The organism is Bacillus sp. NPDC077027 (genome assembly GCF_050269555.1).
Classification (GTDB): domain Bacteria; phylum Bacillota; class Bacilli; order Bacillales; family Bacillaceae; genus Bacillus.
This window is the reverse complement of the sequence record NZ_JBNNIO010000002.1, coordinates 831,337-857,437: the sequence shown is the minus strand read 5'-3', so window position 1 is coordinate 857,437 and position 26,101 is coordinate 831,337. Positions and strand designations below refer to the sequence as shown.

At 36.9% G+C, this 26,101-nt stretch carries 27 protein-coding genes and 2 pseudogenes; 16 read left to right on the top strand and 13 right to left on the bottom strand.

Features of this window, described 5'->3' with window-relative positions; all coding sequences use genetic code 11:
• Window positions 1-48 precede the first annotated feature (48 nt).
• Window positions 49-210: a hypothetical protein gene (locus ACQKEZ_RS09895; RefSeq protein ID WP_427300313.1), complete on the bottom strand. Its 162-nt coding sequence runs from the start codon at window positions 208-210 to the stop codon at window positions 49-51.
• Window positions 211-261: 51 nt separating this feature from the next.
• Here ACQKEZ_RS09895 and ACQKEZ_RS09890 point away from each other — a divergent pair.
• The 5 genes and pseudogenes from ACQKEZ_RS09890 to ACQKEZ_RS09870 form a co-directional block, all read left to right on the top strand.
• Window positions 262-468 (top strand): annotated as a pseudogene (locus ACQKEZ_RS09890) (darcynin family protein); the annotation flags it as partial.
• Between the two features lie 122 nt (window positions 469-590).
• Entirely contained in the window at window positions 591-1,097 is a 507-nt protein-coding gene (locus tag ACQKEZ_RS09885) for an LURP-one-related/scramblase family protein (protein ID WP_427300311.1), read from the top strand.
• 201 nt (window positions 1,098-1,298) lie between these two features.
• Window positions 1,299-1,736 (top strand): helix-turn-helix domain-containing protein, encoded by a 438-nt coding sequence (locus ACQKEZ_RS09880; protein WP_427300309.1) that lies wholly within the window; start codon window positions 1,299-1,301, stop codon window positions 1,734-1,736.
• Window positions 1,733-2,467, top strand: a complete 735-nt coding sequence (locus ACQKEZ_RS09875; protein WP_427300307.1) for an ABC transporter ATP-binding protein — start codon at window positions 1,733-1,735, stop codon at window positions 2,465-2,467. Before ACQKEZ_RS09880 ends, ACQKEZ_RS09875 begins: the two co-directional genes overlap by 4 nt.
• Window positions 2,464-3,201, top strand: a complete 738-nt coding sequence (locus ACQKEZ_RS09870; RefSeq protein WP_427300305.1) for an ABC transporter permease — start codon at window positions 2,464-2,466, stop codon at window positions 3,199-3,201. The genes ACQKEZ_RS09875 and ACQKEZ_RS09870 overlap by 4 nt, the downstream gene beginning before the upstream one ends.
• 169 nt (window positions 3,202-3,370) lie before the next feature.
• On the opposite strand, the gene ACQKEZ_RS09865 is transcribed toward ACQKEZ_RS09870, so the two are convergent.
• Together ACQKEZ_RS09865 and ACQKEZ_RS09860 are read right to left on the bottom strand one after the other, a co-directional pair.
• Complete coding sequence (locus tag ACQKEZ_RS09865; protein WP_427300304.1) at window positions 3,371-3,499, bottom strand: hypothetical protein; 129 nt, start codon at window positions 3,497-3,499, stop codon at window positions 3,371-3,373.
• A complete protein-coding gene (locus ACQKEZ_RS09860) occupies window positions 3,492-3,695 on the bottom strand; it encodes a PhzF family phenazine biosynthesis protein (RefSeq protein ID WP_427300302.1) in 204 nt (67 codons plus the stop codon). The genes ACQKEZ_RS09865 and ACQKEZ_RS09860 overlap by 8 nt, the downstream gene beginning before the upstream one ends.
• A 123-nt stretch (window positions 3,696-3,818) precedes the next feature.
• Between ACQKEZ_RS09860 and ACQKEZ_RS09855 the strand changes: the two genes are divergently transcribed.
• Together ACQKEZ_RS09855 and ACQKEZ_RS09850 are read left to right on the top strand one after the other, a co-directional pair.
• Window positions 3,819-4,247 (top strand): hypothetical protein, encoded by a 429-nt coding sequence (locus tag ACQKEZ_RS09855; RefSeq protein WP_427300301.1) that lies wholly within the window; start codon window positions 3,819-3,821, stop codon window positions 4,245-4,247.
• Between the two features lie 374 nt (window positions 4,248-4,621).
• On the top strand, window positions 4,622-5,839 hold the full coding sequence (locus ACQKEZ_RS09850; RefSeq protein WP_427300299.1) for a TerD family protein: 1,218 nt from the start codon (window positions 4,622-4,624) through the stop codon (window positions 5,837-5,839).
• Window positions 5,840-6,059: 220 nt separating this feature from the next.
• Here the strand turns inward: ACQKEZ_RS09850 and ACQKEZ_RS09845 are convergent, their stop codons facing one another.
• Window positions 6,060-6,236 (bottom strand): hypothetical protein, encoded by a 177-nt coding sequence (locus tag ACQKEZ_RS09845; protein WP_427300297.1) that lies wholly within the window; start codon window positions 6,234-6,236, stop codon window positions 6,060-6,062.
• Window positions 6,237-6,392: 156 nt separating this feature from the next.
• Here ACQKEZ_RS09845 and ACQKEZ_RS09840 point away from each other — a divergent pair, with 156 nt between their 5' ends.
• Window positions 6,393-6,623 (top strand): hypothetical protein, encoded by a 231-nt coding sequence (locus ACQKEZ_RS09840; protein WP_427300295.1) that lies wholly within the window; start codon window positions 6,393-6,395, stop codon window positions 6,621-6,623.
• 79 nt (window positions 6,624-6,702) lie between these two features.
• Here ACQKEZ_RS09840 and ACQKEZ_RS09835 read toward each other — a convergent pair whose 3' ends face one another.
• Both ACQKEZ_RS09835 and ACQKEZ_RS09830 read right to left on the bottom strand, forming a co-directional pair.
• Entirely contained in the window at window positions 6,703-7,005 is a 303-nt protein-coding gene (locus ACQKEZ_RS09835; RefSeq protein WP_427300293.1) for a nucleotide pyrophosphohydrolase, read from the bottom strand.
• Complete coding sequence (locus ACQKEZ_RS09830) at window positions 6,998-8,647, bottom strand: DUF2075 domain-containing protein (RefSeq protein WP_427300291.1); 1,650 nt, start codon at window positions 8,645-8,647, stop codon at window positions 6,998-7,000. Before ACQKEZ_RS09830 ends, ACQKEZ_RS09835 begins: the two co-directional genes overlap by 8 nt.
• 359 nt (window positions 8,648-9,006) lie before the next feature.
• Here ACQKEZ_RS09830 and ACQKEZ_RS09825 point away from each other — a divergent pair, with 359 nt between their 5' ends.
• A complete protein-coding gene (locus tag ACQKEZ_RS09825) occupies window positions 9,007-10,506 on the top strand; it encodes a ribonuclease YeeF family protein (RefSeq protein WP_427300289.1) in 1,500 nt (499 codons plus the stop codon).
• 16 nt (window positions 10,507-10,522) lie between these two features.
• On the top strand, window positions 10,523-10,819 hold the full coding sequence (locus ACQKEZ_RS09820) for a hypothetical protein (protein WP_427300287.1): 297 nt from the start codon (window positions 10,523-10,525) through the stop codon (window positions 10,817-10,819).
• Between the two features lie 291 nt (window positions 10,820-11,110).
• Here the strand turns inward: ACQKEZ_RS09820 and ACQKEZ_RS09815 are convergent, their stop codons facing one another.
• Complete coding sequence (locus tag ACQKEZ_RS09815) at window positions 11,111-11,821, bottom strand: GntR family transcriptional regulator (protein ID WP_427300285.1); 711 nt, start codon at window positions 11,819-11,821, stop codon at window positions 11,111-11,113.
• A gap of 155 nt (window positions 11,822-11,976) precedes the next feature.
• Here ACQKEZ_RS09815 and ACQKEZ_RS09810 point away from each other — a divergent pair.
• The 3 genes and pseudogenes from ACQKEZ_RS09810 to ACQKEZ_RS09800 form a co-directional block, all read left to right on the top strand.
• Window positions 11,977-12,246: pseudogene (locus tag ACQKEZ_RS09810) on the top strand (PTS transporter subunit EIIB); the annotation flags it as partial.
• Window positions 12,247-12,279: 33 nt separating this feature from the next.
• Entirely contained in the window at window positions 12,280-13,722 is a 1,443-nt protein-coding gene (gene bglA, locus ACQKEZ_RS09805; RefSeq protein ID WP_427300563.1) for a 6-phospho-beta-glucosidase BglA, read from the top strand.
• A gap of 490 nt (window positions 13,723-14,212) precedes the next feature.
• Window positions 14,213-15,109 (top strand): hypothetical protein, encoded by an 897-nt coding sequence (locus tag ACQKEZ_RS09800; protein ID WP_427300283.1) that lies wholly within the window; start codon window positions 14,213-14,215, stop codon window positions 15,107-15,109.
• 264 nt (window positions 15,110-15,373) lie between these two features.
• Here ACQKEZ_RS09800 and ACQKEZ_RS09795 read toward each other — a convergent pair whose 3' ends face one another.
• The 3 genes from ACQKEZ_RS09795 to ACQKEZ_RS09785 are packed head-to-tail and all read right to left on the bottom strand — an operon-like array spanning window position 15,374 to window position 18,070.
• Window positions 15,374-16,255, bottom strand: coding sequence for an NgoPII family restriction endonuclease (locus ACQKEZ_RS09795; protein WP_427300281.1), 882 nt, complete (start codon window positions 16,253-16,255; stop codon window positions 15,374-15,376).
• A gap of 1 nt (window position 16,256) precedes the next feature.
• Window positions 16,257-17,495 carry a DNA cytosine methyltransferase gene (locus tag ACQKEZ_RS09790; protein WP_427300279.1) on the bottom strand — a complete coding sequence of 413 codons (1,239 nt, stop codon included), beginning with the start codon at window positions 17,493-17,495 and terminating at the stop codon, window positions 16,257-16,259.
• Between the two features lie 20 nt (window positions 17,496-17,515).
• Entirely contained in the window at window positions 17,516-18,070 is a 555-nt protein-coding gene (locus ACQKEZ_RS09785; RefSeq protein WP_427300277.1) for a tyrosine-type recombinase/integrase, read from the bottom strand.
• 463 nt (window positions 18,071-18,533) lie between these two features.
• On the opposite strand from ACQKEZ_RS09785, the gene ACQKEZ_RS09780 reads away from it, so the two are divergent.
• Window positions 18,534-19,727: an MFS transporter gene (locus ACQKEZ_RS09780; RefSeq protein WP_427300275.1), complete on the top strand. Its 1,194-nt coding sequence runs from the start codon at window positions 18,534-18,536 to the stop codon at window positions 19,725-19,727.
• Between the two features lie 43 nt (window positions 19,728-19,770).
• On the opposite strand, the gene ACQKEZ_RS09775 is transcribed toward ACQKEZ_RS09780, so the two are convergent.
• The 3 genes from ACQKEZ_RS09775 to ACQKEZ_RS09765 all read right to left on the bottom strand — a co-directional run bounded on the left by ACQKEZ_RS09775 (window position 19,771) and on the right by ACQKEZ_RS09765 (window position 23,495).
• Window positions 19,771-20,673, bottom strand: coding sequence for a quinate/shikimate dehydrogenase (locus ACQKEZ_RS09775; protein ID WP_427300273.1), 903 nt, complete (start codon window positions 20,671-20,673; stop codon window positions 19,771-19,773).
• Between the two features lie 40 nt (window positions 20,674-20,713).
• Window positions 20,714-21,895: an MFS transporter gene (locus tag ACQKEZ_RS09770; protein WP_427300272.1), complete on the bottom strand. Its 1,182-nt coding sequence runs from the start codon at window positions 21,893-21,895 to the stop codon at window positions 20,714-20,716.
• 583 nt (window positions 21,896-22,478) lie between these two features.
• Complete coding sequence (locus ACQKEZ_RS09765) at window positions 22,479-23,495, bottom strand: LacI family DNA-binding transcriptional regulator (protein WP_427300270.1); 1,017 nt, start codon at window positions 23,493-23,495, stop codon at window positions 22,479-22,481.
• 559 nt (window positions 23,496-24,054) lie between these two features.
• On the opposite strand from ACQKEZ_RS09765, the gene ACQKEZ_RS09760 reads away from it, so the two are divergent.
• Both ACQKEZ_RS09760 and ACQKEZ_RS09755 read left to right on the top strand, forming a co-directional pair.
• On the top strand, window positions 24,055-24,891 hold the full coding sequence (locus ACQKEZ_RS09760) for a MerR family transcriptional regulator (protein WP_427300268.1): 837 nt from the start codon (window positions 24,055-24,057) through the stop codon (window positions 24,889-24,891).
• A complete protein-coding gene (locus ACQKEZ_RS09755; protein WP_427300266.1) occupies window positions 24,881-26,053 on the top strand; it encodes an MFS transporter in 1,173 nt (390 codons plus the stop codon). The genes ACQKEZ_RS09760 and ACQKEZ_RS09755 overlap by 11 nt, the downstream gene beginning before the upstream one ends.
• Window positions 26,054-26,101: the final 48 nt, after the last annotated feature.

Here is a 26,101-nt window from a genome sequence, read left to right as displayed (position 1 = left end):
GAAAAAGTCTCATTTGAGTGATTTCCCTCAAACGAGACTTTTTAATTTTTATGGTAAACCTACAACATCTTCTGCATCACGAACTGTGACAGACATATTTTTTGCATTAACAATAATGACACAATCCCAAGTCGGCTTGATTTGCAGGTCGTTGTTTTCCTCCATCCAAATCACACTGTTTAATTCAATTGATGGCTCTAAAATGACCATTTTCTTTTATGCGACCTCGCTGTAAGAAATGATGCAGAAATAGACGGTGCGTTTTTTGATGCAGAAGCCTTGACAGGAAAGGACTATACAGACTTTGTCATGTGTGAAACGGATGATCTGAAGTCCTATCATTTTATGTGGGGAGAAAGGGACTTCATTCCTTATACAAGAGGGTATTTAAAAATTAAGGAGGTCGTTATGGGAAGGGAAAATGCTTTCCAAACATTTGAAGGGGAATCTCTGAAACTGGATCAGTGACCGCAAACCACCTGCGTATTAGGTGGTTTTTTTGTACATTCTATTTTTGGGTATAATCAGATGTATAAAGTAAAGAACATGATAAAGACTGATAAATTTTTCATCCTAATTGGAGGTACTGTATGAAACAACTTTATATCAAGCAAAAGGTATTTAGTCTCAGTGGCAGGTTTACGGTAAAGGATCAGCAGGAGAACGATGTGTATGTGGTCGAGGGAAGCTTTATGAAGATGCCGAAGACGTTCACCATTATGAATACAAAACGAGACGAAATCGCCGTTATTACGAAAAAGATGTTTAGTTTGTTACCGAAGTTTTTAGTTGAAGTCAATGGCCAAGAAGTGTTGACCATCAAAAAAGAGTTTACGTTCTTTAAAGCCAAATATTCAATTGATGCGGCAGGGATAGAAGTGCGTGGTAACTGGTGGGATATGAATTTCCAAGTGTTGCAGAACGGCGAAGTGATCGGTCAGGTGAACAAAGAATGGTTCACTTGGGGTGATAGCTACAAGGTTGATATTTTAAAAGAAGAGATGGAGCCTCTGATGGTTGCATTAGTCGTCGCAATTGATTGTGTGAAGGCAGATGAGGCAGCATCTAGATCTTCTTCGTCGACACCGCCGAATTAGTCAGATTTATTCTTAGAAGTGAATGTTGAGATGAAGAAGAGTGGATTATGGCACTCTCCTTCATTTTAAGTTCGAGGGGACTTTTCAGGTTAAACTTAGGCATTTAACCAAATGTAAATTGAAGATAACTTCTGATGTCATGTTCAGTTGGTAGATGATTCGAATAAGTCTTATATAATGATAATGAAGGGTGTGAAAAGTATGATAAATAAGAATTTAAAAAAGATGCGAAAAATACAGAGATACACACAAGAAGAAGTGGCTGAGAAAATTAGTGTTTCAAGGCAAGCGGTTGCGAAATGGGAATCAGGAGAAACTGTGCCGGATATCAATAATTGTAAGGCTTTGGCTGAATTATACGAAGTGACGTTGGATGATCTAGTGAATGATTTAAATGGCACAGAAGAGATAGGAATGAAACCAAAAGGAAAACACATATTTGGACTTGTAAAGGTTGGTGAACGTGGACAAATTGTGATTCCTAAAAAAGCTAGGGAGATATTTAACATTTGTTCTGGAGATAGTCTGCTGATTCTGGGCGATGAGGCTCAAGGAATCGCCATTGTAAAAAACGAGGGCTTCCTGCAGTTTGCTGAGGATATATTTCAAGCACAGGAACACAAGGAGGATGAGGAATGATTGCTATTCAAATAAAAAATTTAACAAAGAAATTCGCAGAAAAGATTGCGGTCGATTCTCTCAATCTTTCAATTGAAAAAGGCGAACTTTTTGCTTTACTTGGAGTGAATGGTGCAGGTAAAACCACAACGATAAAGATGTTGACTGGCCTCAGCAGCCCTACTACGGGCGATGCGATTCTCCTTGGCGACAGTATTGTTTCTCATCCTCATGCAGTAAAAGAAAAAATCAATGTTTCACCACAGGAAACGGCAGTAGCCCCTAATTTATCCGTTAAAGAGAATCTTGAATTAATCGCTCAAATATATGGATTCCATAAGAAAACGGTGGCTATCAAAGTGGAGGAAATGCTTCGTATGTTTAGTCTGACGGAGGTATCTAAAATGAAGGCTAAAACTTTATCAGGAGGAATGCAAAGGAGACTTAGTATCGTAATGGCACTCATTACAGATCCAAAGATACTTTTCCTTGATGAACCTACTCTCGGTCTCGATGTCATCGCAAGGCGTGAGCTATGGAATGCTATTGAGAAATTAAAGGGGAGCATGACCATCATTCTCACGACCCATTATATGGAGGAAGCAGAAGCGCTTTCGGATCGAATAGGGACGATGGTGAAAGGAAAATTAAAGGCAGTTGGAACAGCAACTGAATTGATGGAAAGCACCAACACCAAATCACTTGAGGATGCCTTTATTTCATTAGCTACCAATGAGGAGGTCACTAGATGAAGTCACTAGCCTTTGCTGCACGTAATCGTAAAGAGATTTTGAGAGATCCGTTAAACTTAGCATTTGGTATAGGCTTCCCGTTAGTTATCTTATTATTGCTTCATGCTATTCAAGCGAATGTTCCAACTGATTTATTTGTTATTGATAAACTTATTCCTGGCATAGCCGTTTTCGGGCTTTCTTTTATCTCACTATTCTCTGGAATGTTAATAGCTAAAGATCGGAGCACCTCATTTTTGATGCGATTGTTTACTACACCTCTTTCTGCCTCAGACTATATTGTAGGGTATATTGTCCCGCTCATACCCATAGCAATTGTTCAAGTTATCATTAGCTTTATCGCAGCACTCTTCTTAGGATTACCTTTTAGTGCCAATGTTTTGCTATCAATTCTTGTCCTTCTACCAACATCTTTACTGTTTATAGGAATAGGACTCTTAGTAGGAAGTATATTTAACGACAAACAGGTTGGTGGTATTTGTGGAGCACTACTGACTAATATGAGCGCATGGTTAAGTGGTACATGGTTTGACTTGAATTTAGTAGGAGGCTGGTTCAAAGATATTGCATACGCACTTCCATTTGCTCATGCAGTAGACGCTAGCAGAGCTGCCCTTTCTGGAGACTATGCATCAATTTCACTGCATCTCTGGTGGGTGATTGGATATATGGTTGTTACTGTAGCTATCGCCATTTTTGCTTTTAAAAAGAAAATGAATGGGGAAAATGCTTAGTTTGTTACAGTTGTTCATCTCATTCTACACCGTTGAATGAGAGCAGATAGATGAGGATTCTACATTTGGTTCTGTGAAAGACGGAATTTCTCTTCAAGGTAAAAATGAAAGGAAGGAGAGTGTTCATGGCGCTCTCCTTCTTTTATCAACTGGATACTTCTATCCAACTTTAATCAATTTCTTCTCGGATGTTTTCCTTGTTTGCCTCTATGGTTTCTTCATTGCTTTTCCATTGGTGAGCATTAAAATTGCTCCTTTCTACAGTTTTTCGCCAAGATTTCTTCCATGTCTCATTCATCAAAAAATCCCCTGGTATCCAGATAGAGTTGGTATGAAGGTAGCGGCAAGACAGATTCTGATAAAATAAATTCGTTTGCGATGCTTTGTATCTCATCTTCTGTTAACTTTTCTCCATCTAATACTACGCCTGCTGTATTTCCTCCGAATGTTTCTGTTGTAAAAACATCGACATGATAAACTATTATCTCACTCATCGCAAGAACCGCTCTTCAGGTGCATTTTTAAAATATACGCCCAAAAATTCCCGTATGATTGTATCCTTTAATATGTTTATAGAGTAAAATATGATAAAAAGTTCAATCGAGGGGATGTTTTCCATGTCAAAAAAGAAAATAGTAATTAGTACGATCATAGTAATAGCAACAATCATTTCGATCACATTATTTCTCCTATTCAATAAGAATAATTCTGGAAATTTATTAACAATCAAAACATCAAAAACACTAAATTCATCAATATCCATTGTAATGAAGGAACATGAAACAGAAAATATACTTTTTTCAAGTGAAAATATTAAAAATAGCACAGAAAATATTCATGTAAAAAAAGATCATGGAGAATTTAGTCTAGTTTTAAACATTAACAACCAAGAACAAGTAATACTAGGATATGGTGATTCTTCAGAAAAAACAATTTCCATTGAATTAGATTTTAATAAAGATAAGAATAATATGATTGTTAACTCGAAGGTTACAACATCTTTAGAAAAGGAAGAAATGAAACTAACATTCCCATTTGAAAAGTAACATAACGCATTACACAAAGATCAATTAGAAGCAATTGATCAGACAGGGTATGTAGATTACGTTTGAATATAGATGGTACTTTAAACTCCGTCTCGTTACTAACTTATATAGATTTGGTCATGATAGTGAAAATTGAAATGAATCAATTGACGAGAAAAGCTTCGGAATGAGAAGCAATACTAGATGAAAATATTCCTTGAAGACTTTATATAGAAATGTCAAAAATTAGTGGTTTGTCTTGTGAGAAATCGCTTTCGAATCATACTTTCATAAGAAGTGCCAAAGATTCTTAACAATTCCAACAACATCTTTTGGTATAATCTATCTATAAAAGTGATAAACGGTAATAGATAGAGATATAGGGGGTTGTTGAAATGAATCAATTTCTTCAGATGGGGGCAAACACTGTTTTAAGTTCTCCGAAGGGTCATATATCGGTTAGCTACGAAATGTCTAACACAATAGACATTTCCTTAACGGCTTTTCTTTTAACGGATTCAGATCAGGTACAAGGAGATAGTGGAATTATATTTTACAATCAACCAGAGAGCATGTCGGGTGTTGCTACTCTTTTGCCATCAGAAGTGTTGGGCAATACAAAAGTTCATCAATTGAATTTTGACATGAGTAAAGTCTCTGAAGGTATTACAAAAATCGCTATAACTCTGACAGAGGATCATAACACAGGCTTTTCTAATGTGAAAAATTTAAAGGCTGAGATACATACGGATCAGCAGATGATTCAATTAACGCCAGCTAGTTTTACAAATGAAAATGGCATTGTCGTAGTAGAATTATATTTAAGAAATGGCGAGACAAAGGCAAAGTCAATCTGGCGCGGGTTTGATTCTGGGCTTGAAGGGTTATGTAGAAATTACGGAGTTGAGGTTGAGCCTGATGAGCAGAATACGCCGCCTGAACCTCAAACAATTCAAGAACAACCTCTTAAAGAGAAAGAAAGAAAAACCGCGGTGTCGCCTATAAGTCTTGAAAAGGTACAGGGTAAAATCAGTCTCGACAAAGGTCAAAAACCAGTTATCATTGAGAAAACACCAGAAATTACGGCTACAGTTTCTTGGAAGTCTGGGACAGATTATGATATATATGCTTTGGTTTATACAAAGGATGGTAAGCAGGTAGATGTAGCCATGTTTGGGGCGAAAGGAACCCCTCCCCTCAGAAATTATGGCAATGGAGCGGTGGAGCATATGGGGGATGTTGGGAGAGATCATCAATCAACCAAGACAGAAGTCATTAAATTAAGGTTAAATGATGATATTCTCGCAGTGGTTCCAGTGGTTTATTCTGCCCAGTCGAACGGAACAGGTTCATTCTATAGATATAAAGTGTCCATGAGTATAGATAATCACCAGGGAACATCTGTGACGATAAACGCCAAGAATGCTAATGATAATGATCAAATCTATTCCTGTGTGCCAGGCATCCTTCAGAATACACAAGATGGCGTGATCATAAGTCCATTGGAGCTTTATAGTAAACCGAATTCAGAGCGTAGACCAAAACTGAAGATGAAGTCTTCAAATATGATAGATGTGATGATGGATAAAGGACCATTAAATGATTACAAGTAGATCAGAATGAACATAAGGTTTAAAGTGGAGGCTAGACGGATAGACCTTTAGAGGTCATGTCTAGCTTCCCTTTTTTATCTGGGAGTACGTGGTGATTAATCATGAGTGTAGGTGGATATATAAACATTGGGATTGATGGGTTAACGAGTAAAGAGCAAAAGAAAGACATGATTACTTTATAAGGTAACGTATTAAAAATCACATGCCGTCATTTATACTATTATTCATCACGCTGTCTGGCATACGTTTGAAATAGAAAATGACATACTCTTTCAACAGTATAAATCCCTATAAATAATAGACCGAATAAAGGTAAGCCACTCAAACGATCTTCAGTAAAATAAACAATCAATCCCACTGTAAAAGCCACGGCAATTGTTGTCACTGTATTTTTCATCCGCAGCACCTCCATTCATCTAAAATGAACAACCTCTTGCATGTTTGATAGAATCATTGATTTGGCATATCATTTTATTATATTATTTAACTTAAATGTTATAATAATCAAATAAAATGATAAATATACTATAATCGATTCAAGGAGGAATTTGTGATGTTATGGCTTTTTACACAAAATAATCAAAGTTTAGTGAATGTAAAAGAAGTGACTGCGAATGGAAAGAAGATAGAAGGTGTCATCAGTAGTGCATCTTTGGATCAATGGAGTAAAACTTTAGGGAAATATGAATCGAAAGAGAGAGCATTAGAAGTACTTAATGAGATATTTATGAAGATTGAAGAAAGCAATGGTCCTTCTGTGACTTTCACGTTGCCTCAAAAATAAGGAAAATGAGGGAGGATATCGTGACAATCCCCTCCCTTTGTTAGGTATGACTTTTTGTCAGTAAACTAAAATTCCTTCACTACTCAACGGGATACTTCCGTCCATTTTTCACAACCTTCTCCTCAATAATCTTTTTCACATCCAAATCAAGGTCTGAGCAGAGCATCAGCGAATAAATAAGAATATCTGCAATTTCCTCGCGAATGTTTTCTTCATTTGCTTTGAGGGCTTCTTCGCTACTTTTCCATTGGAAGTCTTCTAGTAGCTCGGCTGCTTCTATAGAGATGGAGATGGCGAGGTCCTTTGGGTTGTGATACTGCCTCCAGTTTCGTGCATCTCTAAATTGATTGATGGTGTTGATTAAGTCTTTGATCTCACTCATTTTTTCCCCTCCCTTTTAATTCTATTAATCTCTTTCTTAATTTTGCATCTGTTGCGTAAATATAAAGACCATGGATGCCTCTTTTCATCAGGACATTGATTGAGTTTAAAATAATTTCTTCTTTTACCTGTTGGATTTTTTCAGGAGACATGTCATCTCGTGAGGTGAATGCCCCCTTATCCTTATATTTCGAGGTGTCAATGAGAAGTTTATCGTTTTCCTCATCATAACTGACAGAAGGTCCTAAAATCACCCCAACATAATTTAAATCAAAACCTTGAACTGTATAGATCGAACCCACTTCGTTGATCGAATCAGCATACTCTGCCCATGTCCATTTATCATTTGTGGAATTCCACGGCATGTTAATACCTTCTTCATCGACAATGTAAGTATCTCCATCTTTTTTATGTATATAATCGAAGGTCGAAACAATACGTGATAGACCTGTTTTATCATCCTTTCGCTTAATGGCGGTTTTAAATCTTCCATAATCTTCAAAGATTTCAAGCTGAAAGAAATCGTTCTTTTCAGCAGGTAAAGGAAGTAGTTGTTTTGAGACAAATTGATCAATCCATTCTAGCGTTTCTGGATTTGCATTCATTCTCATTTGCTCCGTCAGCTTTACGGTTTTCGCATGATATTGATTGGTGATCTCTTCAAGGAGTCTATCATTCCAATAGCTCTTAATTTTTAGCACTTGTTTTGGATCAAAGATAACAATTGTGATTTTACTTCTTTTAATAATTTCTTCTAGTTGATTTTGATAGTGAAAGTTATTGTATTTATCCTCTTTTGTTAAAAGTAAATGCGCTTCATCTACTAAGACAATATCAGCGCTTCTCCTCGATTTTGTCATTTGGTTAATAAAAGAGGTCGGCTTCATCAGATTTTTTTTCTTTAAATTCGGTAAGCTGTTCGCAATGCTTTTATATGTCTTCAGCATTTCTCCATGATTCACAAGTAAGTAATTGTTCTTATTCTCTAAAAGCGAACTATCATCCTTAGATAAGTCCTGAAGGGTGTTAAAAAGAGAGCTCAATAAGACACTTTTCCCTGTTCCGGCATCTCCTTCTATTGAAATGACATGGTTTCCTGGTTTGCCGATATGATTCTTGCAAAAATCGAGAATTTCGTTTTTAATTTCCACCTGCTGGGGAGAAAGTTCTTTGTACGGAGAGAGCTTATAAATGTCTTTATTTCTAAGGCTCTCAAGGGTGTCACTCACAATATTCTCTGTTCGAAGCTGGTTCCAGATTTCTTCAAAAAGCTGTTCGTTATAAAAATCTTTTTGATAATAATGATGCATCTCTCTTGATCGAGTCTGGCTGACATTTTGCAATTGATAGTGATTCTCTGCAATAAAATAATTAATAAGGTTTGTCTCAATATTGTAGGATGCCGATTGATGGAAGCGTTCATGTCCAATCAAAATGGTTTTTGTCAGGTTTTTTCTTTTCGAGTCTTGCAAATGATTCTTCAATCGCCGTGTAGCTTGCACAGTCTGCCCAATATACGCAGTTGGTTTCTTATTTTCGTTATAAAGAATATAGACAATCGGATGATTATTGAACTCAGATACTTTCAAAGCAATCATTTGTTCAGTATTAAAATCTCTTTTTTCAAACAAAAGTTCACTCATATGACTAGCCCCTGTATGTCTTTTTGCTGTTATCGTATCATAAATTTAGCAAAATATCTCAAATTTTATAATGAAGTGACTTGTTTAAAAACAATAAGTTCTGAAAAATAGAAAGCTCAACGGGGTGATTTTATTAAAGAGGCTGTTCTAAATGGATAGTGTAACTATTATAGAGGATATGTATAGACGTTTAAAGGAATTAAAAAATGAGAGTGTGAGACAGATTTTAGTTATGTTTTTATATCTTAAAGCCAATTTTTTAGCTATGTGGATAAGAGTAAAATAGATTTAATGATCAATATTGGGGGGAGTGACTTTTTCTGGGCAAGATATTTGATGCAAAAGCACTAACAAATGCCATGGATGCAAGAGCCAAGCATTATCAAGCACTAAGAGAAGAAATGACGGATCTGAAAAAAGCACTCCAAGGTGTGGCAAACCTAGGTGATGATTTCACTGGTAAAGGCGCAGATAATATTAAAAATTTTTACAAAGAACTAGCCGGAAATGTCGATATGTTTATCAGTTTTATTGATAAGCAAAAAGCCTTTCACGAAGGTGTCTCAGGCACGCTGGAGGATGCAAATTTTGGCGGCGATACCTTCGTTGAAGAACATTTTTTAAATAACCAGGTGGAGATGGGCATTAAGAATGCGAAAAGCATTGTGTCTGATCAAAAGAAAGCACTCAAAACCATTTTCCAAGACATAGATGATCTCATTTCACTTGATGTGTTTGATAGTCAAACGTTTGACGAAAAGATAGAAGATGCCGAAGAAGAGCGGAAAAAGACGCTGAAAGATTTAAAAGAGCTAGATCAAAATCTAACAGATGAATATGCTTTGTCTGAAGCGGAAGAAGAGGCTACAATGGCATTGTACGCTGAAATGATCAATGCGACAAATGACGGAAAATCGATTTCACCGATGAATTTTGATCGAAAAGCGTATCAAAATAGCGAAATCTATCAAGCAAAAGACGATATTCAGAAGCAAACTTCTGAATATCTCACAATCAAAAAAGATCAAGAAGAAGCACGTAAAATTGCAAAGGAACAAGAAGCGCTTGAAAATCGTCCTTGGCACGAAAAAGCGCTTGATTATGGCGGAATGCTTCTGAATGAATTGACTGGTGTGAACGATGCAAAACGAGCCGCTACAGGTGTCGATCCAGTAACAGGTGAACGGCTTACGTCAGGGCAACGATTCGCCGCAGGCGGCATGGCAGCAGCAGGCTACATCCCAATTGTGGGTTGGGCAGGTCGCGTTTTCAAAAGCGGGAAAGCCATCTACAAAACGACCCAAGCCACGACATCCGCAGTCCGAGCGGTCGATATTTATAAAACATCCCAAAAATCCTTTGATGTCCTGAAAGCATCCCAAAAAGGCTTGTACGGCTTAACAGCCACAAATGGCTTCAGTGAAGCGATCATAGGCAGAGATATGTTTGGAAATAAGATTTCTAAAGAACAGCAGGAAGCCAGTATGAATGCGGCGCTGGGGATGCTTTTACCGTTTGGGGTGAAAGGGTTTCATGGTAAGATGGGGGTTAAGAGTAATGTAAAACCCGTTTCAAATATGAACGAGTTTTTTGATAAGGAATTTGGCAAATCAATAAGTAATTCCCTATCAAAATCAAAAGTAAAATATGATGGACAATCAATATATAAAGTAGAAACAAAAACTAATAACCAATATCTCAAAAAAGGTTATGGTGTTTATCTTGACGCATTACACAAAGACCATTTAGAAGTAATTGATAAGACAGGTAATGTGAAATACGTATTGAATATAGATGGTACTTTAAACACTGATAAAACTAAAAAAGCATTTGGGCGTGTGGTTAAGGGATGGAAATGAAAATGGAGGAATTTAAATGGATAATAAGTTAGCAGAGGTATTGAGCATACTGGATAATCTTAATTCAAGAGTTAATATTGTGACAAAGGAAGATTTAGATGAACAGTACGATAATATAGAAGATTTTAGGGATTTAACTGGAGATTTAGATATTTTATTAAATAAGTTTAGTTCAGTAAATAAAAATGATGGTAATGAAGTAGAAGAAATGTTATTTGAACTTCATAGAATTTTAACGACGTTTGAATGGCATTACTCAGAGATCAGTGAATTAAACACAAAGATTTTAAAGGTATATAAAACCAAAATATAACGTCTTCGCTAACTATAATTATTATAAGTAATGATTTATAGTAGATACTATTGGGAATAGAGGCTAGATGACGATTCAATGAATGCCATCAGCCAGAACACTGAATTGATTTTGTGAAAAGAGTTTAGATATTGAGAAGTGATTAGTTCAACCCCTAAGTTTTTCGACTTAGGGGTCATTTTGTTGCAAAAATTTAGTGATTAAATTTAGCATAATCCCATTTCAATTAATTGATCGGCATTTTTTAAGTTGTATTTTCAATAAACCTTCGGAGGAATCACACCGCACCAATCACCCATAATAATTGTTCGCCTGAATAAAAAACTGCGATTGCAGGTAGTTATAAGTGATTTTTGAGAAGTCGAAGGGTTGGCCATTTGTTAGGTGGAAGACGGTTTCGATACAGAGTGCGGGATCGTCTAGTTTGAGGCCTAGGTGCTCTGCTTCGGTTTCGTTTAGTTTGTTTACGTGCATATACAGGTCAGAGAAGCCTACTTTTAGGCCAAGCCCCTCGCTAATGAATTTAAAAACGGAGTCCGCTACGATTTCTGTGTTGATGTAGGGGATGACGTTTTTGTGATAATACGATTCTTCTAGGCAAAGGGTTTGTCCGTTAATATAGCATATGCGTTGGAGATAGTAGATGTCGTCGTCTTGACTGATATTTAGGTTTAGTGCGGCTTCTTCTGTTGGTTTTCTGACTTCTAGCTTTAGTACTTCTGATGTGATTTGAAATTCCTCTAAGTCTCTCTTGAATCCTTGATTCGATAAAAGGCTAATGTAGCCTTTTCTTCTATGTCTTCGGACGAAAATGCCACTGCCCCTCACTTGATACACAATGCCTTTTTTTTCTAACAAATCTAATGATTTAATAATCGTACTTTTGCTGACGGAAAATTGGGTCATGAGCGTTTCTAAAACTGGCAGTTTGTCTCCTTGCTGAAGCTCGTGAGTAACAATATATTTTTCAATGTCGATTGCGATTTGTTGATACTTTAACATGGGCATTCCTCTTTGTTTTTCACTTTTATTATCCCTTTATTATAGCATAGGCAAATTATTTTGATGTAGAAAAATTTATTTTGTGCATGCATTGATTAATTGTATGGGTATAATTATAATGTATACATACACTGTGGGTTAAAGGTGGTTTTTATATGTCAAAAGTGAGAGATTACCAAAAGCTTTCAAAAGATATTTTAGAGGCAATTGGTGGAGAAGAGAATGTGGTTAGTGCGACGAGGTGTGCCACACGATTGCGGTTAGTGCTGAAGCGATCGAATCCGAAGGCGAAAGAAGACATTAATGCGATGCCAGGTGTCATTACCGTTGTCGAAAATGGCGGGCAATTTCAAATTGTCATTGGTCAGCATGTCGGAGAGGTGTACGAGCAATTTGCTAGTCTTGTAAATCTTCAAACAGATGAAGTGTTAATGACGTTTGTAAAATAGGAGGAAATAATAATGACATTACCAAAGGATTTTCTATGGGGAGGCGCTTTAGCTGCGCATCAATTTGAAGGTGGATGGAATGCAGGCGGAAAAGGTCCGAGCGTTGTTGATGTGATGACAGCAGGTGCGCATGGTGTGCCGAGGAAAATTACAGAGAATGTGGAGGAGGATGAATTTTATCCTAACCACGAAGCCATTGACTTTTACCATCGTTATAAAGAAGACATCGCATTGTTTGGAGAAATGGGCTTAAAATGCTTAAGAACCTCAATCGGCTGGAGCCGCATTTTTCCTAGAGGGGATGAAGAGGAACCGAACGAAGCAGGCTTGCAATTTTATGATGATGTCTTTGACGAATTGTTAAAGCATGGGATCGAGCCTGTCATTACATTGTCTCACTTTGAAATGCCGCTACATTTAGCAAAGGAATACGGCGGATTCAGAAGCAGAAAGGTCGTCGACTATTTCGCCAAATTTGCAGAAGTTTGCTTTAATCGTTACAAAGAAAAAGTGACTTACTGGATGACTTTTAACGAAATTAATAACAAGATGGATGTCAATAACCCACTCTTCTTATGGACGAACTCTGGTGTGTCTGTCAAAGAAGGCGAAAATGCCAAAGAAGTGATGTATCAAGCGGGACATCATGAGCTAATTGCTAGTGCATTGGCTGTAGCGAAAGGGAAAGAAATTAATCCTGCTTTCAAAATTGGTGCCATGGTTTCACATGTACCGATCTATCCATTCTCATCAAATCCAGAGGATGTCATGCTTGCAGAAGAATACATGAGACAGCGTTACTTCTTCCCTGACGTACATGTTCGCGGTTCCTATCCGAACTATGTATTAAAGGAATTCGAACGAGAAGGCTATGATATTCAGTTTGAAGAAGGCGATGAAGAGATTTTACGGAATGGAACCGTTGATTATTTAGGTTTCAGCTATTACATGTCCACAACGGTCAGAAGTGACGTTGTTTCTGATCATAGCGGTGACATCGTCAATGGCGCACTGCCACATGGTGTAGAAAATCCTTATATCACAGCAAGTGATTGGGGCTGGTCAATCGACCCAACAGGCCTAAGGTATACATTAAATCGCTTTTACGATCGCTACCAAATCCCATTATTTATTGTCGAAAACGGCTTTGGTGCCATTGATACGGTAGAAGAAGACGGTTCCATTCATGATGCTGAAAGAATTCAATATTTAGCTTCACACATCGAGGCATTGAAAAAGGCAGTCGAATACGATGGCGTCGACCTCATCGGCTATACACCTTGGGGCATCATTGACATCGTCTCATTCACAACCGGCGAAATGAAAAAACGATACGGCATGATCTACGTCGACCGTGACAACGAAGGAAACGGCTCAATGAAACGCTTAAAGAAAGATTCATTTGCCTGGTACCAAAAGGTCATTGCAACGAATGGTAAAGAAGTGAAATAGATGAATGAAAAACCCGAATGGGGCACTGGAGGCAGTGCTTGTTCGGGTTTTTGTTAGTTGTGTTTTGTTTGAGAGAGGTTATCGGAAGTACAAAAAACAATTATTCTTTTATTAGACATGAGAGGGGGTTTCTAGAGTAAAAGCACTCAAACTCACAAAATACAGTGATTGTAATGATTATTCCAATAGTGAGATACTTTATTCTAGAAAAGGAAGGGTTTATTGCTAATACGTTTTTACTTTTCTGACCTGGAGTTAATACTTTTACAATAAAATTTTAGAAGAGTGTTAGAGATAGAAGACTATATGACTGCCATTCTTTTTGTAGAACTAATGAATCATAATGAGCATTTATGTTGATTGGATTAGGACAATCATTATATAGCGTTTTGTGGAAAATCCTTAAAAGAGGGTTGAATTTGATTTATTTAGACAGACCTGATAAATATAGTTTATTATATTTATAATACTAAGTTGAGGAGGTTTTTTTTTGAGTAAATTTATTGAAAGTGAAAAATATCTTTTATCTTTATTTTCACCTAATAATGAGTTTGAATACGAGGGAGTTAAATATAAGATAATTGAATCTGGTAAGCCACAAACTTCAAAAGGTGAACCGAAAACAGATATTTATGTTAGTAGTATTTCATTAGATAATAAAAGCAATTTAGAGTTTAAGATATCTTTTAAACAAGATAATGCAGATTTCTTAGAAAATAAAATGAATGAAGAGCGTGCAGAACAAATTTTCGGATCAGATTGGAAATCTATAATCGAATCTTTTACGTCATCAATAAAGCATAAATTTTCGGATCGTTGTTATATTTTTAGAAACTCTGAAAAAAGAACATCAGCTGGAAGTATTACTTTGGGATGGCGTTTTGAATTAGTAAATAAATCAAGTGGTGATTTATCAGGTTTAGCTAATTTGACAATGGATCAAGTTTTAGAAGTATATACTGGTAAAAAATTAAATGAACAAAAGAAAAATGCAAAGGTTAATGGAATAGTTATAAAAGATTCTGGTGTTGCTAATTGTATTATTAGTTGCGATGTTGCATATGTACATTCGACTCAGGACGCAGTAGATAAGATAATTTCAATGGAAGAATTCGCTAAAAATAATCGGAATGTCTTTTTTGTATGTAAGGCACTTAATTATCGCAGTTTTGAAGATAAAATTGAGGGTAATCGACATTTATCAGTATTTATTAATTGGAGTATAGAAAATAATAAACTATCACCTGAGTTGGTATTCTCCAATCCACTTTTAACCAAAGGTAAACAAGTTAAAGAGCAGCTTAAGAAAAGTATGGGCTTGCTTGAAATAAAGAATACAGACGATATAAATGAGAACAATGTTGTTTCATTAGAATTTGTAAATTAAACTAATCCTATAATTAGGTATCGACTTGAAGGTATTATTATGTGAGCTTAAATGAGTAGATTGGATACTTGTGTTGTAGGGGGAAGTTAAATAATCAGCGAGATTCTCTACCAAAAGGGTTAATTTTCATGGTGATAAATTGTATGTATAAATATTGCATATTTAATGAGGAAATAGAATCCTTCTCATTAGTAAGTGGAGGATTCTAAACCACAGAATAGAACTCAAAATAATTGCTATTTTATAAGTGTGTACTGCTCTTTTTTATAGAACAGCTGAATATAAAATGGCATCTAGATTCTTTGCAGGATTAATGGGATTAGGTATTTTTACTTCTTGAATAGTTAAAGTATTTTCATTAAGATAAACACTGAGATCAGGTTTGTTTTTTATTTGGTCATGGGTTTGTTTCCTCATTAGAACATAAATATATGTTTTTGTATTATCAAGGTTTAATAGTTGTTTAAAAACTGCCGAGGGGTGTTCAATACCCCACATACCTCTTATTCTTAGATAGGTAATTCCTAGAGGGTCTACCCTATTGACTCTACCGAGTTCCTTCGTCTCACCAAACTCAACACTAGGGATTAATGAAACCCCGTGTTTTATGGTAGTAGCTATTTTTTCATAAGTATCTTTATCAGCCGCATAACAGTCACCATAAACCAACCAAAGGCTATGAATATGTTTTTTATCAACATTCCCAATAGCATAAATCATCTCTTTCTTTTCCCAACCGCCAAATTCATCTTCACATTCTCGGCAGGCTTTTTTTATACGTAAGTCGTTTTGATATAAATAGTCTTTAGGAAAGGAGCTATTTAGAGAAATCCCATTTGCATTTCTACCTTCAATTTTTTTAACTTCTACTGCTACGCCATGCTGAACAACAAAATCAGGTGGATTGTTTGAGTTACCATAGTAGCTAAATACATTTTGATATTCTATTAATTTTTTATCAATCATTTCAAAATCAGTGCTTTTACCACAAAAAGCATCTTTCACATAATACTCTAATAAATCTCCTACACTGTTTACTCTGTTATTATTTTTGTGGTCAATAACTGTGGGTAGTGTATTTATTTTTCGATTCAATATGTTATTTAGTGCGATTAGAACATTGGTCGGAGGTGTATTTTGAACCATATTATTCCCCCCTGTATCCATTTTCATACAGCCATTGAGCAAGAGGGCGTGCAATTACTCTTGCTAATTGAACTGGAACTGCATTTCCTATTTGTTTATAAACTTTATCTATACGTCCATTGATTGACATTTTTGTATTTTCTCCGTCACTAAAATCAAACCAATCTGGGAAAGTTTGAATACGGGCAATTTCTTTAATTGATAATCTGCGATTATTTTGTTCACCATCTGGAAATATCCATTTATTCTTATCAATTTTTTTCATTGGTAGCCCACCTGGATGTATAGGAGCTTGTCTACCACTTGCCTGAATAGTAAAGCTTTGTTCATCCCACTTTTTCTTTCTGTTTCGGCTCATAAAGATGGTCGAATAAGAACCTGTGAAATATCTTCCGGGTTTTTCTTCTAAATCTCCTATTGCTTCTTTTAAAGTTATATAGGGTTTTTGAAGTAAACCTTCCCCATGGGTAGGTTCAGGAAAGGTGTATTCAAAATCAATATCTTCTCTCACACCTACTAAAAAGACCCTTTCACGAAGTTGAGGCACTCCGTAGTCACGTGCATTTACAAGTTTATAATAAACACGGTATCCCGCGGCTTCAAAATCCTCTTTAATTTGCTGGAATACTTCGCCTTTACCTAGCGTCAACATTCCTTTTACATTTTCCATAATAAAGAATTTTGGCTGTACTTGCATTAAGCAACGAATATAATGGATATACAAGAAGTTCCGTGGATCATCAACCAGTCGTGGTCCAGCCTCGCTGAATCCAGGGCATGGTGGACCTCCTACTACTAAATCGGCCTTTGGAAATAGTTTTATTTTACGAATATCTTTATTGTGAGTGAAAACAGAATTGGGAAAATTCCGCTGGTAAGTTTCTATTGCTTCCTTGAATATATCGTTGGAATAGAGATGATGGAAAATACCTTTTTCTCGGATGGAATTAAAACAATCTTTATTTTTAAAAATTTCATTGTTTTTTTGTTCACCAATTGTTACATCTAATCCTGCTAATTCCAGTCCAAGGTCTAGTCCACCTGCACCACAAAATAATCCCAAAACATTGGCTTTGTTAGCTTTGTAATTTAGATTATCCATATCATAGTCATGTGGCTCATCTATTATTAATTGGGCTTCTTCCTTTATTTTATCAATAAGGAGATTTTTTACATCTTTTATATCATAATCGGGGGCAGGTTTAAATTTGCCTCTGCCTCTTTCTTCTGTTTTAAACATACTTTTAAACCTCCAGATACTTATAAATTTAAATAGTTCAGCTTATTTGCAGTCTCTTCTTGTCTAATCCCTATATATTTCTTTGTTATATTTGGAGATGGGTGGGAAAAAAATTCTTGTAAGAAATCTATATTTTTATGTTTTTTATAGTGATGATATCCATATGTTTTTCTGAGACTTCTTGTGCCTGTGTGCTTAATTCCAACGATTTCTGCGGCCTTTAGAAGTGTGCGATAAGCTTGAGTAGGAGAAATGTGGTTGTTTCCCTTCCTTGAGGGGAAAAGGAGTTCTTCAGGCTTCATAAAAACCGTGTATTTGTCTATCTCTTCTTGGAGGTACTCATTAAAATAGATAGTTCTGAATTTCATTGTTTTTTTCTCTTGAATTTGAATTTGAGTCTTATTTTTTACATCTCTTACTTTTAAGGGAAGTATATCTGATATTCTCAACCCTGTGTTGATTCCAAAAATAAATAAAAAATAGTCTCTGTATGAGCAATAGCGAAATAAAGAGTCTTTCATTTTTTGAATGTCTTTTAAGGAACGAATGGGCTGTACATTTTTTTCTTTTTTCATATTTCCACCCCAAATAAAAAATGATACATTCAATGTATCATTATAGGGGAGGTTCGTCTATAAATCCATAGATTTTTATGATATCAGGATAGCCTAATTCGTACATTCATAACAATATCACGTTCATGTGCAATTAAGTGTTTGTGTTTTTAACTACCACTTTTTTAGTTTTCCTCTGCAAAAAAGCGTACAAAACCCAATCCCCTAAAATCTAAGCAATTAACTAACACCACAATTCATGTTATTATACAAATGACTGTTAGTATCATGAATTGAAGAAATGATGAGTGAATGAAGTAAAATAAGACATGCTAAATAAAGATGATTGGATTCATTTAAAAGAATATATGGTGAATGGCGTATCTGGATGATGATCACTTTTCGGATCATCTCTTTTTTGTGAGAAAGATGGTCAGGTGAAGCTGTCACTTTATTGTTAGGGTGTTTAGGAGTGTGGGTCAATATGAAAAATCCATATATGAAAACTGCTTCGGGTATGTATGTGAATTATTTTTTGTTAGGTATGGTTAATATTATTTTAGCTTCTAATATGCCCTTTTTAACAAAGCAATTGCATACGGATAGTGCGGGGATTAGTTTTATTATTTCGGCGTTAGGGATTGGGAGAGTCCTGACTTATGGAATCTCAGGTGTTCTTTCTGATCGTTTTGGACGGAAGCCTGTGATTTTGGTGTCGGGTTTGCTGATGGCGGTTTTCCTCATCGGTATCCCGCTTTCTCCAAGTTATCAAGTTGCTTTTATCTTTGCCATTTTAGCGGGTATTGCAAACTCAGCGATGGATGCTGGGACGTATCCTGCGTTGATGGAGTCTTTCCCGCAAAACTCAGGGTCGGCGAATGTGATTGTGAAGGCATTTATATCGATTGGGGCAACGCTATTGCCGTTTGCTATTTTCTTTTTGGCAGAGCATGATTTATTTTACGGGTATGCCTTTTTTATTCCTGCGCTCATCTATCTTGTGAATGTGCTGTTTCTTTGGACATTGCCGTTCCCGAATCATCGCAAGATTGAGCAAGTTCAGGTGACAGAGCATAATGCGGTGCCGCGCTTTTCGTCTGAGCCTACATTTTGGAGAGAAGGCATTGCGCTGATTGTGATTAGTTTTACCTCAAATGGCTTATATGCCTTGCCACAGATTTGGCTCCCTACCTATGGAGAGGAGATTTTGGAACTGACATCGGGTGGTGCAGTGAAGCTGTTGAGTTATTATAGCATGGGTGGTTTGCTGTCTGTTTTGCTGCTAGCATGGTTGTTACGCCGGTTTATCCGCCCTGTGACGATTCTGCTTGTCTATCCTATGATCACGTTAATATCTATTTTTGTCTTATTGGTTGTGAAGTCACCGGTCATTGGTACGATCAATGCGTTTGTTTTAGGTTTTTCAACGGCAGGTGTCTTTCAGTTAACGTTAACGGTGATGGCTGAATTCTTCTGGAAAAACAAAGGAACAATGACGGGAATTATCTCGACAGCAGGTGGGGTATCGGCGATTGTTATACCGGTCGTCACTGGTTTGATTAAAAGCAACTCAACCATTTTGCAGATTTTCATGTTCGATGCAGTGATTACAGTCATTGCTATTTTAGGAGCTATTTATATTTTTTATCGTTATCGCCGTATCATGATCCACGAATAAAAAAAGACGACTTCCATAGTGGAGGTCGTCTTTTTTTATCATGTTAGAAACGGTCGTTTTCGAAAAGAATTTTTTTGACTTGATCGACTGGCATATCTTCGCCTGTAAATAGCTTATAAGCAAGAGCACCTTGCCATAGCATCATGCCTAGACCATTGATCGTTTTTGCACCTGCTTCTTCTGCTTGTGCTAGTAGCTTCGTTTTTTGCGGGTTGTATACGACATCTGTGACGGTTAAGTCTTTACGCAGTACATCTAGTGTGTCGTCTATAATGCTTAATTGGTCAAGTGGCTTCATGCCAAGGCTTGTCCCGTTTGCTAAAATCGCACTTTCGGCTACTTCACGACGGAAGGTTTCTTTGTCTTCTAGTGGGAAGATGTTGGCTTTCACGCCGAATGATTTCATCTCATTATTAATGTAATTGACGTTTTCTTCTGCTTGTACAAAGTATTGATCTTGACGAGCAAAGATGCTGATTTCACGAATACCAGACTGGGCAAGTTGGATAGCAATTGGTGTTGCGGCACCACCTGAGCCAACAAGTGTTACTTTTTTGTCCGCTAGTTCAATGCCATGTTCGATGAGATTTCTCACATAGCCAAGACCATCTGTATTGTATCCAATTAATTTCCCATTATCATTTACGACTGTATTACTCGCACGTGTATGTTTCGCTGAATCGTCTAGCTCATCTAGGTACTCAAGGACTTTCATCTTGTTAGGCATAGAGACGTTAAAACCTGCTGCGCCTACAGCTTTTAATCCGTTTACTGCTGCTTCTAATTCATCATTTCCTACTTCAAACGCTAGATAAGCATAGTTGAGTCCTGACAATGTGTATCCTAGGTTGTGCATACGTGGTGATAGGCTATGACCAATCGGTGTTGCTAAGAGTCCTACTAGTTTTGTTTTTCCATCAATGTTTCTTTCGTGTACGGTTGTCATGTTAGACATCTCCTCTATCTTTTTTGATTGAATGATTACGTTATCCAAAAATTTTCTTCATGCGACTAAGTACATAAACGGCTAGTGCCACACCAATGATGGCGATGACCATGTCAAAATAGAGGGTCATCTTGATGCCGTATGAGCTGACCAAACCACTTGTGATGAGTGGAACAAGGATAAATGCTGAACTCGCAGCAATATTGACATATGAAGAAGCCGTCGCCTTGTTTGTAGGGAATAACTTCATCATCATACTCATTGCGAGTTGGAAAATACCTGATGTAAACAACCCTAAGAAGAAGGTACTGATGATCACAATGCTGTATGCTTGCACTTGGAATAGTGTCAGCATGGCAAGAAAAGCACCAATCGGATAAATAATGGCGACCTTAATTGGCGAAATAAATTTATCCAATACAATGGAAAGTAAAAGTACAGACACGAGCGCACCGATACTGAAAAAAGACAGTAACTGTGTCGCTTGGCTAGCTCCAAGTCCAATCAATTTCAATCCCAATTGAGGAAGCCAAGTTTGCCATACAACAAATAATGCAGTAGATGTAAAGCCAATGATCACAACCGCTAAGCCTTCACCTAAGAATTTCGGCTGTTCTTTCACTTCTTGCTGTGATGCTTGTTCTTTTTCTGTTGCTGCAATCTGGTGATTTGGGAAAGGCATGAAGATGAGATAAATCCCCACCAATAAATATAAAAGACCTAATCCAAAGAACGCCCATCCCCAGAAAATATGATTCGCAACTAAGAATGCCAAAATAAATGGTAAAACGGTAGCACCGATGGAAACAGATGCTTTTACTAACACAGAAGCAGAGCTTGCTTTTTTAGGAAAAGCTTCTGTGAGTGCAGGGTAAGTACCTGAATCAAGCAATGAATTGGCGATACCCGCAGAAATCGCAAAAATAAAGGCCAACGTATAATTCGTTGTGGTTGGAATCCCAATTAAAAATATTAAGTAAAGAAAGTTCCCTGCAATAATCACAGGCTTACGCCCTAAGCGATCTGCAAGACGCCCAGAGAAGAACAGTGCAACCAATTTTCCGATTCCGATGGCTGAGACAAGCAAGCTAATCTTTGGAATGTCGACACTGTAGCGTTCTGACAAGCTGTCCATATTTGATGCGACAATAATGTTGATCATGCCGAGCATAAAATAGTTCAAATACATGCCAAGAGATGATTTTATATATGGATTTCTCATTTTTTCACTCCTATATTTGAAACTTTTCTTGTAGAAAAGGATCTAAATTCGTTTGTATTGCCTTGTTTTGATAGCATGACCTATTTTATATTTTTTAATAAGATTTTTTAAAAATACTTACCCATCCCTTTGATCTAACCAAGTAGACCGCTTTCTCGTCACATCCCTTGTTTTATTTTTCAAATAAAAAGGTAACCGATGAATATCCATCTGCTCCTTCCGGAATTAGTACATCGTTCTACTGAAAATAAAATAATAAAGACCTTGTTTAAAAATGGTCGTCCACGAGTAAAACAGATTGATTGAAACTAGAGCACTTGATCAGAGCGGTAAGGGCAATCTTTCTGATGATTACTTTGTATGGGTGTTTAGCAAATTGTTAGGTATAACGATATACTAAATAAGAAGCAACGAGATAAATATACTCCTGCCAGATATATGTGTCAAGTTTGTGAATTTGTGTTTTGAAAAAAGAAAATTGGAGGAAATAAAGAATTGATGCTTTGGGGACGTTTAGAGAGGAAAATATAAAAAAACGAGGACTGTGAAACAATCCTCGCTGTAGATAGATGACCTTCCATCTTTATTTTGAAGTTTCTCGTATATTTAGTTCCGGTTTTAAAATGAGACGTTGAAGCTCACTGCCTTTTCCGTTCATTTTATCGTATAAAAGATTGGCTGCCTTAACACCAATAGACTTGGGGAAGGAAGAGACGGTTGTGAGTGGAGGATGATACATGTCTGATTCAGGCACATTATCAAATCCAACAACGTCTATGTCTTCTCCAGACTTGATTCCTCGCGCGGCCAATTCCTGAATCACACCAAAAGCCACTAGATCACTAAAGCAAAAAATAGCAGTGGGCGGGTTGGGGTTATTTAGTGCCTGATCTAATGCCCTTTTTCCACCTTGACGTGTAGGTTCAATATCAATAATGAGGGAGTCATCTATTGCTAATGCTGCCTGCTCATGCGCTCTTTTAAATCCTTTCATACGTTCAATCCACGTAGAGGACGATTTAATCCCTCCTAAAAAGGCAATCCGTGTATGCCCTTTTTGGATGAGGTGACGGATGGCCATCCATGTTCCTTGTTCATAGTCGACACCGACATAATCAGAATGCACATCGGCAAGCTCTCGATTCGCCAGTACTTTCGGAATGCTTATTTTATTCAGCTGTCGGGCTGTTCTGTCTGAGCTTTTAGATGCTGGGTTTAATATGATGCCACCTACTCTATGCTCTACCATGGTGGAGATGAGTCGCTCTTGCTTGGAGACACTATCAAAAGTCGTTCCGAGTAAGACTGTATAACCAAGCGATTCTAATGTCATTTGTACACCTATCAAAAATTCAGAAATGAAGCTGTTGGAAATGTCTGTTACGATGACACCTACTATGTTAGAGCTCTTGGAGCGCATATTGGCTGCGACTCGATCGTAGACATAGCCTAATTCTTCAATTGAATTGAGCACTTTTTTTCTTGTCGCCTCTGATATTCTAGGGTTATTCCGAACAACGAGTGAAGCCGTTGAAGTAGATACACCTGCATGCCGGGCTACTTCTTGTAACGTGACGCCCTTTTTGTTTGATTTTTTCATATTATTCACCATCTTCAGTGTAATGAAAGCTTCTGTTCTATAGGATACCTACAAGGTTATTATGAGGTGTAATTTATTAAATGAAAAGTTTTAGCTAGCATGTAGAGCTAGATATGACATGGATCATTCTGTTGACATAGTTACAGGTAGGGTGTTGAGAAAGAATGAACGGTGAGTCTCAGTTGATTCATGTAAAATAAAAAAGAAACTCAGCGATTTTGAACTGTCCCATAAAATAGAAGATAATAAAAAGAAGACCTAAGTAACTAGTATGTGACCACAGTATTGAGCTGAGGTCATTTTTTTATCCCTTTTTAATCATTTATTGGGACGCTCCTTTTTTCTGTTTTCAAGTTTATAGTTCTCGATTTCTTTTGAGATTACTGATCGTTTGAAAGAGCAGTTAGGGTCTACTCTTATTAAACAATCTTATCATAAAGATAGAGTCGTTTATGAGAATGAATTAGTCCACAACGTTGGTTGTTTTAATATAAATGTTGACTTTCCCCCATACTGGAAGGTATATACTCAAACAAATATACGATTTGGAGGAGTTACATTGTTTAGAATTAGTGAGTTTTCCATGTTGAGCAAGATTCCATTGAAAACATTGCGATATTATGACCAAATTGGGATTTTGAAACCAGTTAAAGTCGATCAGGGCACGAGATATAGATATTATTCCGCCGAGCAGCTTTTTGAAGCAAACCGTATCCTGATTTATAAAGAATTAGGTTTTACTTTACAACAAATTGCTCATCTTCTTCATGAAGAGATCTCTTTGGAACAGATTCGTGGAATGTTTAAACTGAAAGAATTTGAGATCAAGCAACAACTTGAAGCTGAACAATCGAAATTAAGCCGAATTAAAGAACGTATGAATTTGATTGAAGCTGAAGGACGCACAGAGAAGGAGCAGGAGGTCATCATTAAAACCATTGAACCGCAAGATGTTATTTCGCTCTATTCAACTGGTTCAACGCAAGACATACCAGATCTTTTCTGCACACTCAATCAATTATTAGAAAAAAAACACGGCTCATTCATTACTGGTCCGCAAATCGTTTTATGGAGAGAATCAAATAACGAAGATGATGAGTTTGAATTGGAGGTTGGTTACGCTTATAAAAGTGGCAGCACATTTATTCCAGAAAACCTTAAGGTAAGATCTTTACCCGCTGAATCATCCATGGCGACGCTTCTCTTTCGTTCGGATTCGGCTATTGCATCTACTGCTTGCGTTGACTTAGCATTATGGATTGAGCGAAATGGGTACCATGTGAAAAAAGATCAACCTGGAAGAGAAGTACATTTGCCAATGTCGGGGAATGAAGAAATAAAATTAATCGAGATTCAAATTCCGATTGAGGGTGAGGAGAACAACCATGAAAAATAGAATGCTTATTTATTCATTGGCGTTTGCCGTTTTTCTTATCGGAACAATTGAATACATTATTACAGGGATTATCCAACTGGTATCTAACGATTTCAATGTATCGACATCTGTAGCGGGCTTGCTTGTAACGACTTTTGCTCTATCGGCTGCAATTGGCGCACCTATTGTTATCGCTCTGACCATTAATGTAGACCGAAAGAAACTATTGCTAACCACACTTCTTGTTTTTATCTTAAGTACATTCTTATCATTCTTTAGTCCTTGGTATGGCATGCTGCTCTTTACAAGAGTTGTACAGGGTGTTAGCGGGGGAATTGTAACAGTAGTTGCAATGGCTGTAGCTACACGCCTTGTTGAAAAAGAAAAAAGAGGCAATGCGATAGGAATTATTTTGATGGGCCTCAGTAGTTCTCTTGTAATTGGCGTTCCAATTGGCACCTTTCTTAGTAGCATCATTGGATGGAGAGGACTATTTATCGTAGTTGGCGTATTCGCACTCCTCCCATTTATTTTTATCTACAAGAATGTCCCATCCATAAAAGAAAAAGAACCTGTCACAATTAGAATGCAATGGTTGATATTAAAGAATAAAAAAATGGTGATCACTGTAATCATTACGCTCCTTTATATAGGTGGATACTCAACCTTATTTACATATCTCACCCCCTATCTGCAAGAACAATCAAATCTAACCATCGAACAAATAAGCGGGCTTCTGCTTTTAGCAGGTATAAGCAGTTTTATGGGTTCAAGAGTTGGGGGGCTGACTGTTGATAAAAAAGGACCTAAGTTGACCATTTTTATCGGGTTGCTATTACAAGCGATCATGTTACTGCTCCTTTCTATTGTTGGCGAGTTTTTATCTTTAGTGGGAGTAATTGCGGTTATCATGATTTGGATGTTGGCGACGTGGGGTACGTCTCCAGCGCAGCAATTCTATTTAGTAACACAAGTACCGAGATCTCCTGATATTGCTTTAAGTGTAAATACGTCTTTCATTCAATTTGGATTTGCAACAGGATCGGCTTTAGGGGGGTATGTAATAAACATATCATCTGTTTTGAGCCTTGGATGGATAGGGTTAGGCTTTGTGATCCTAGCTTTATTAATAGCAACAATTTTGTTTGCTTCTGAAAGTGGATCTAAGAATCTATCTCATTAAAGCATCATGAAAGTTGAGCTACTCAAAGCTTGAGTTTTGTTTCATCAT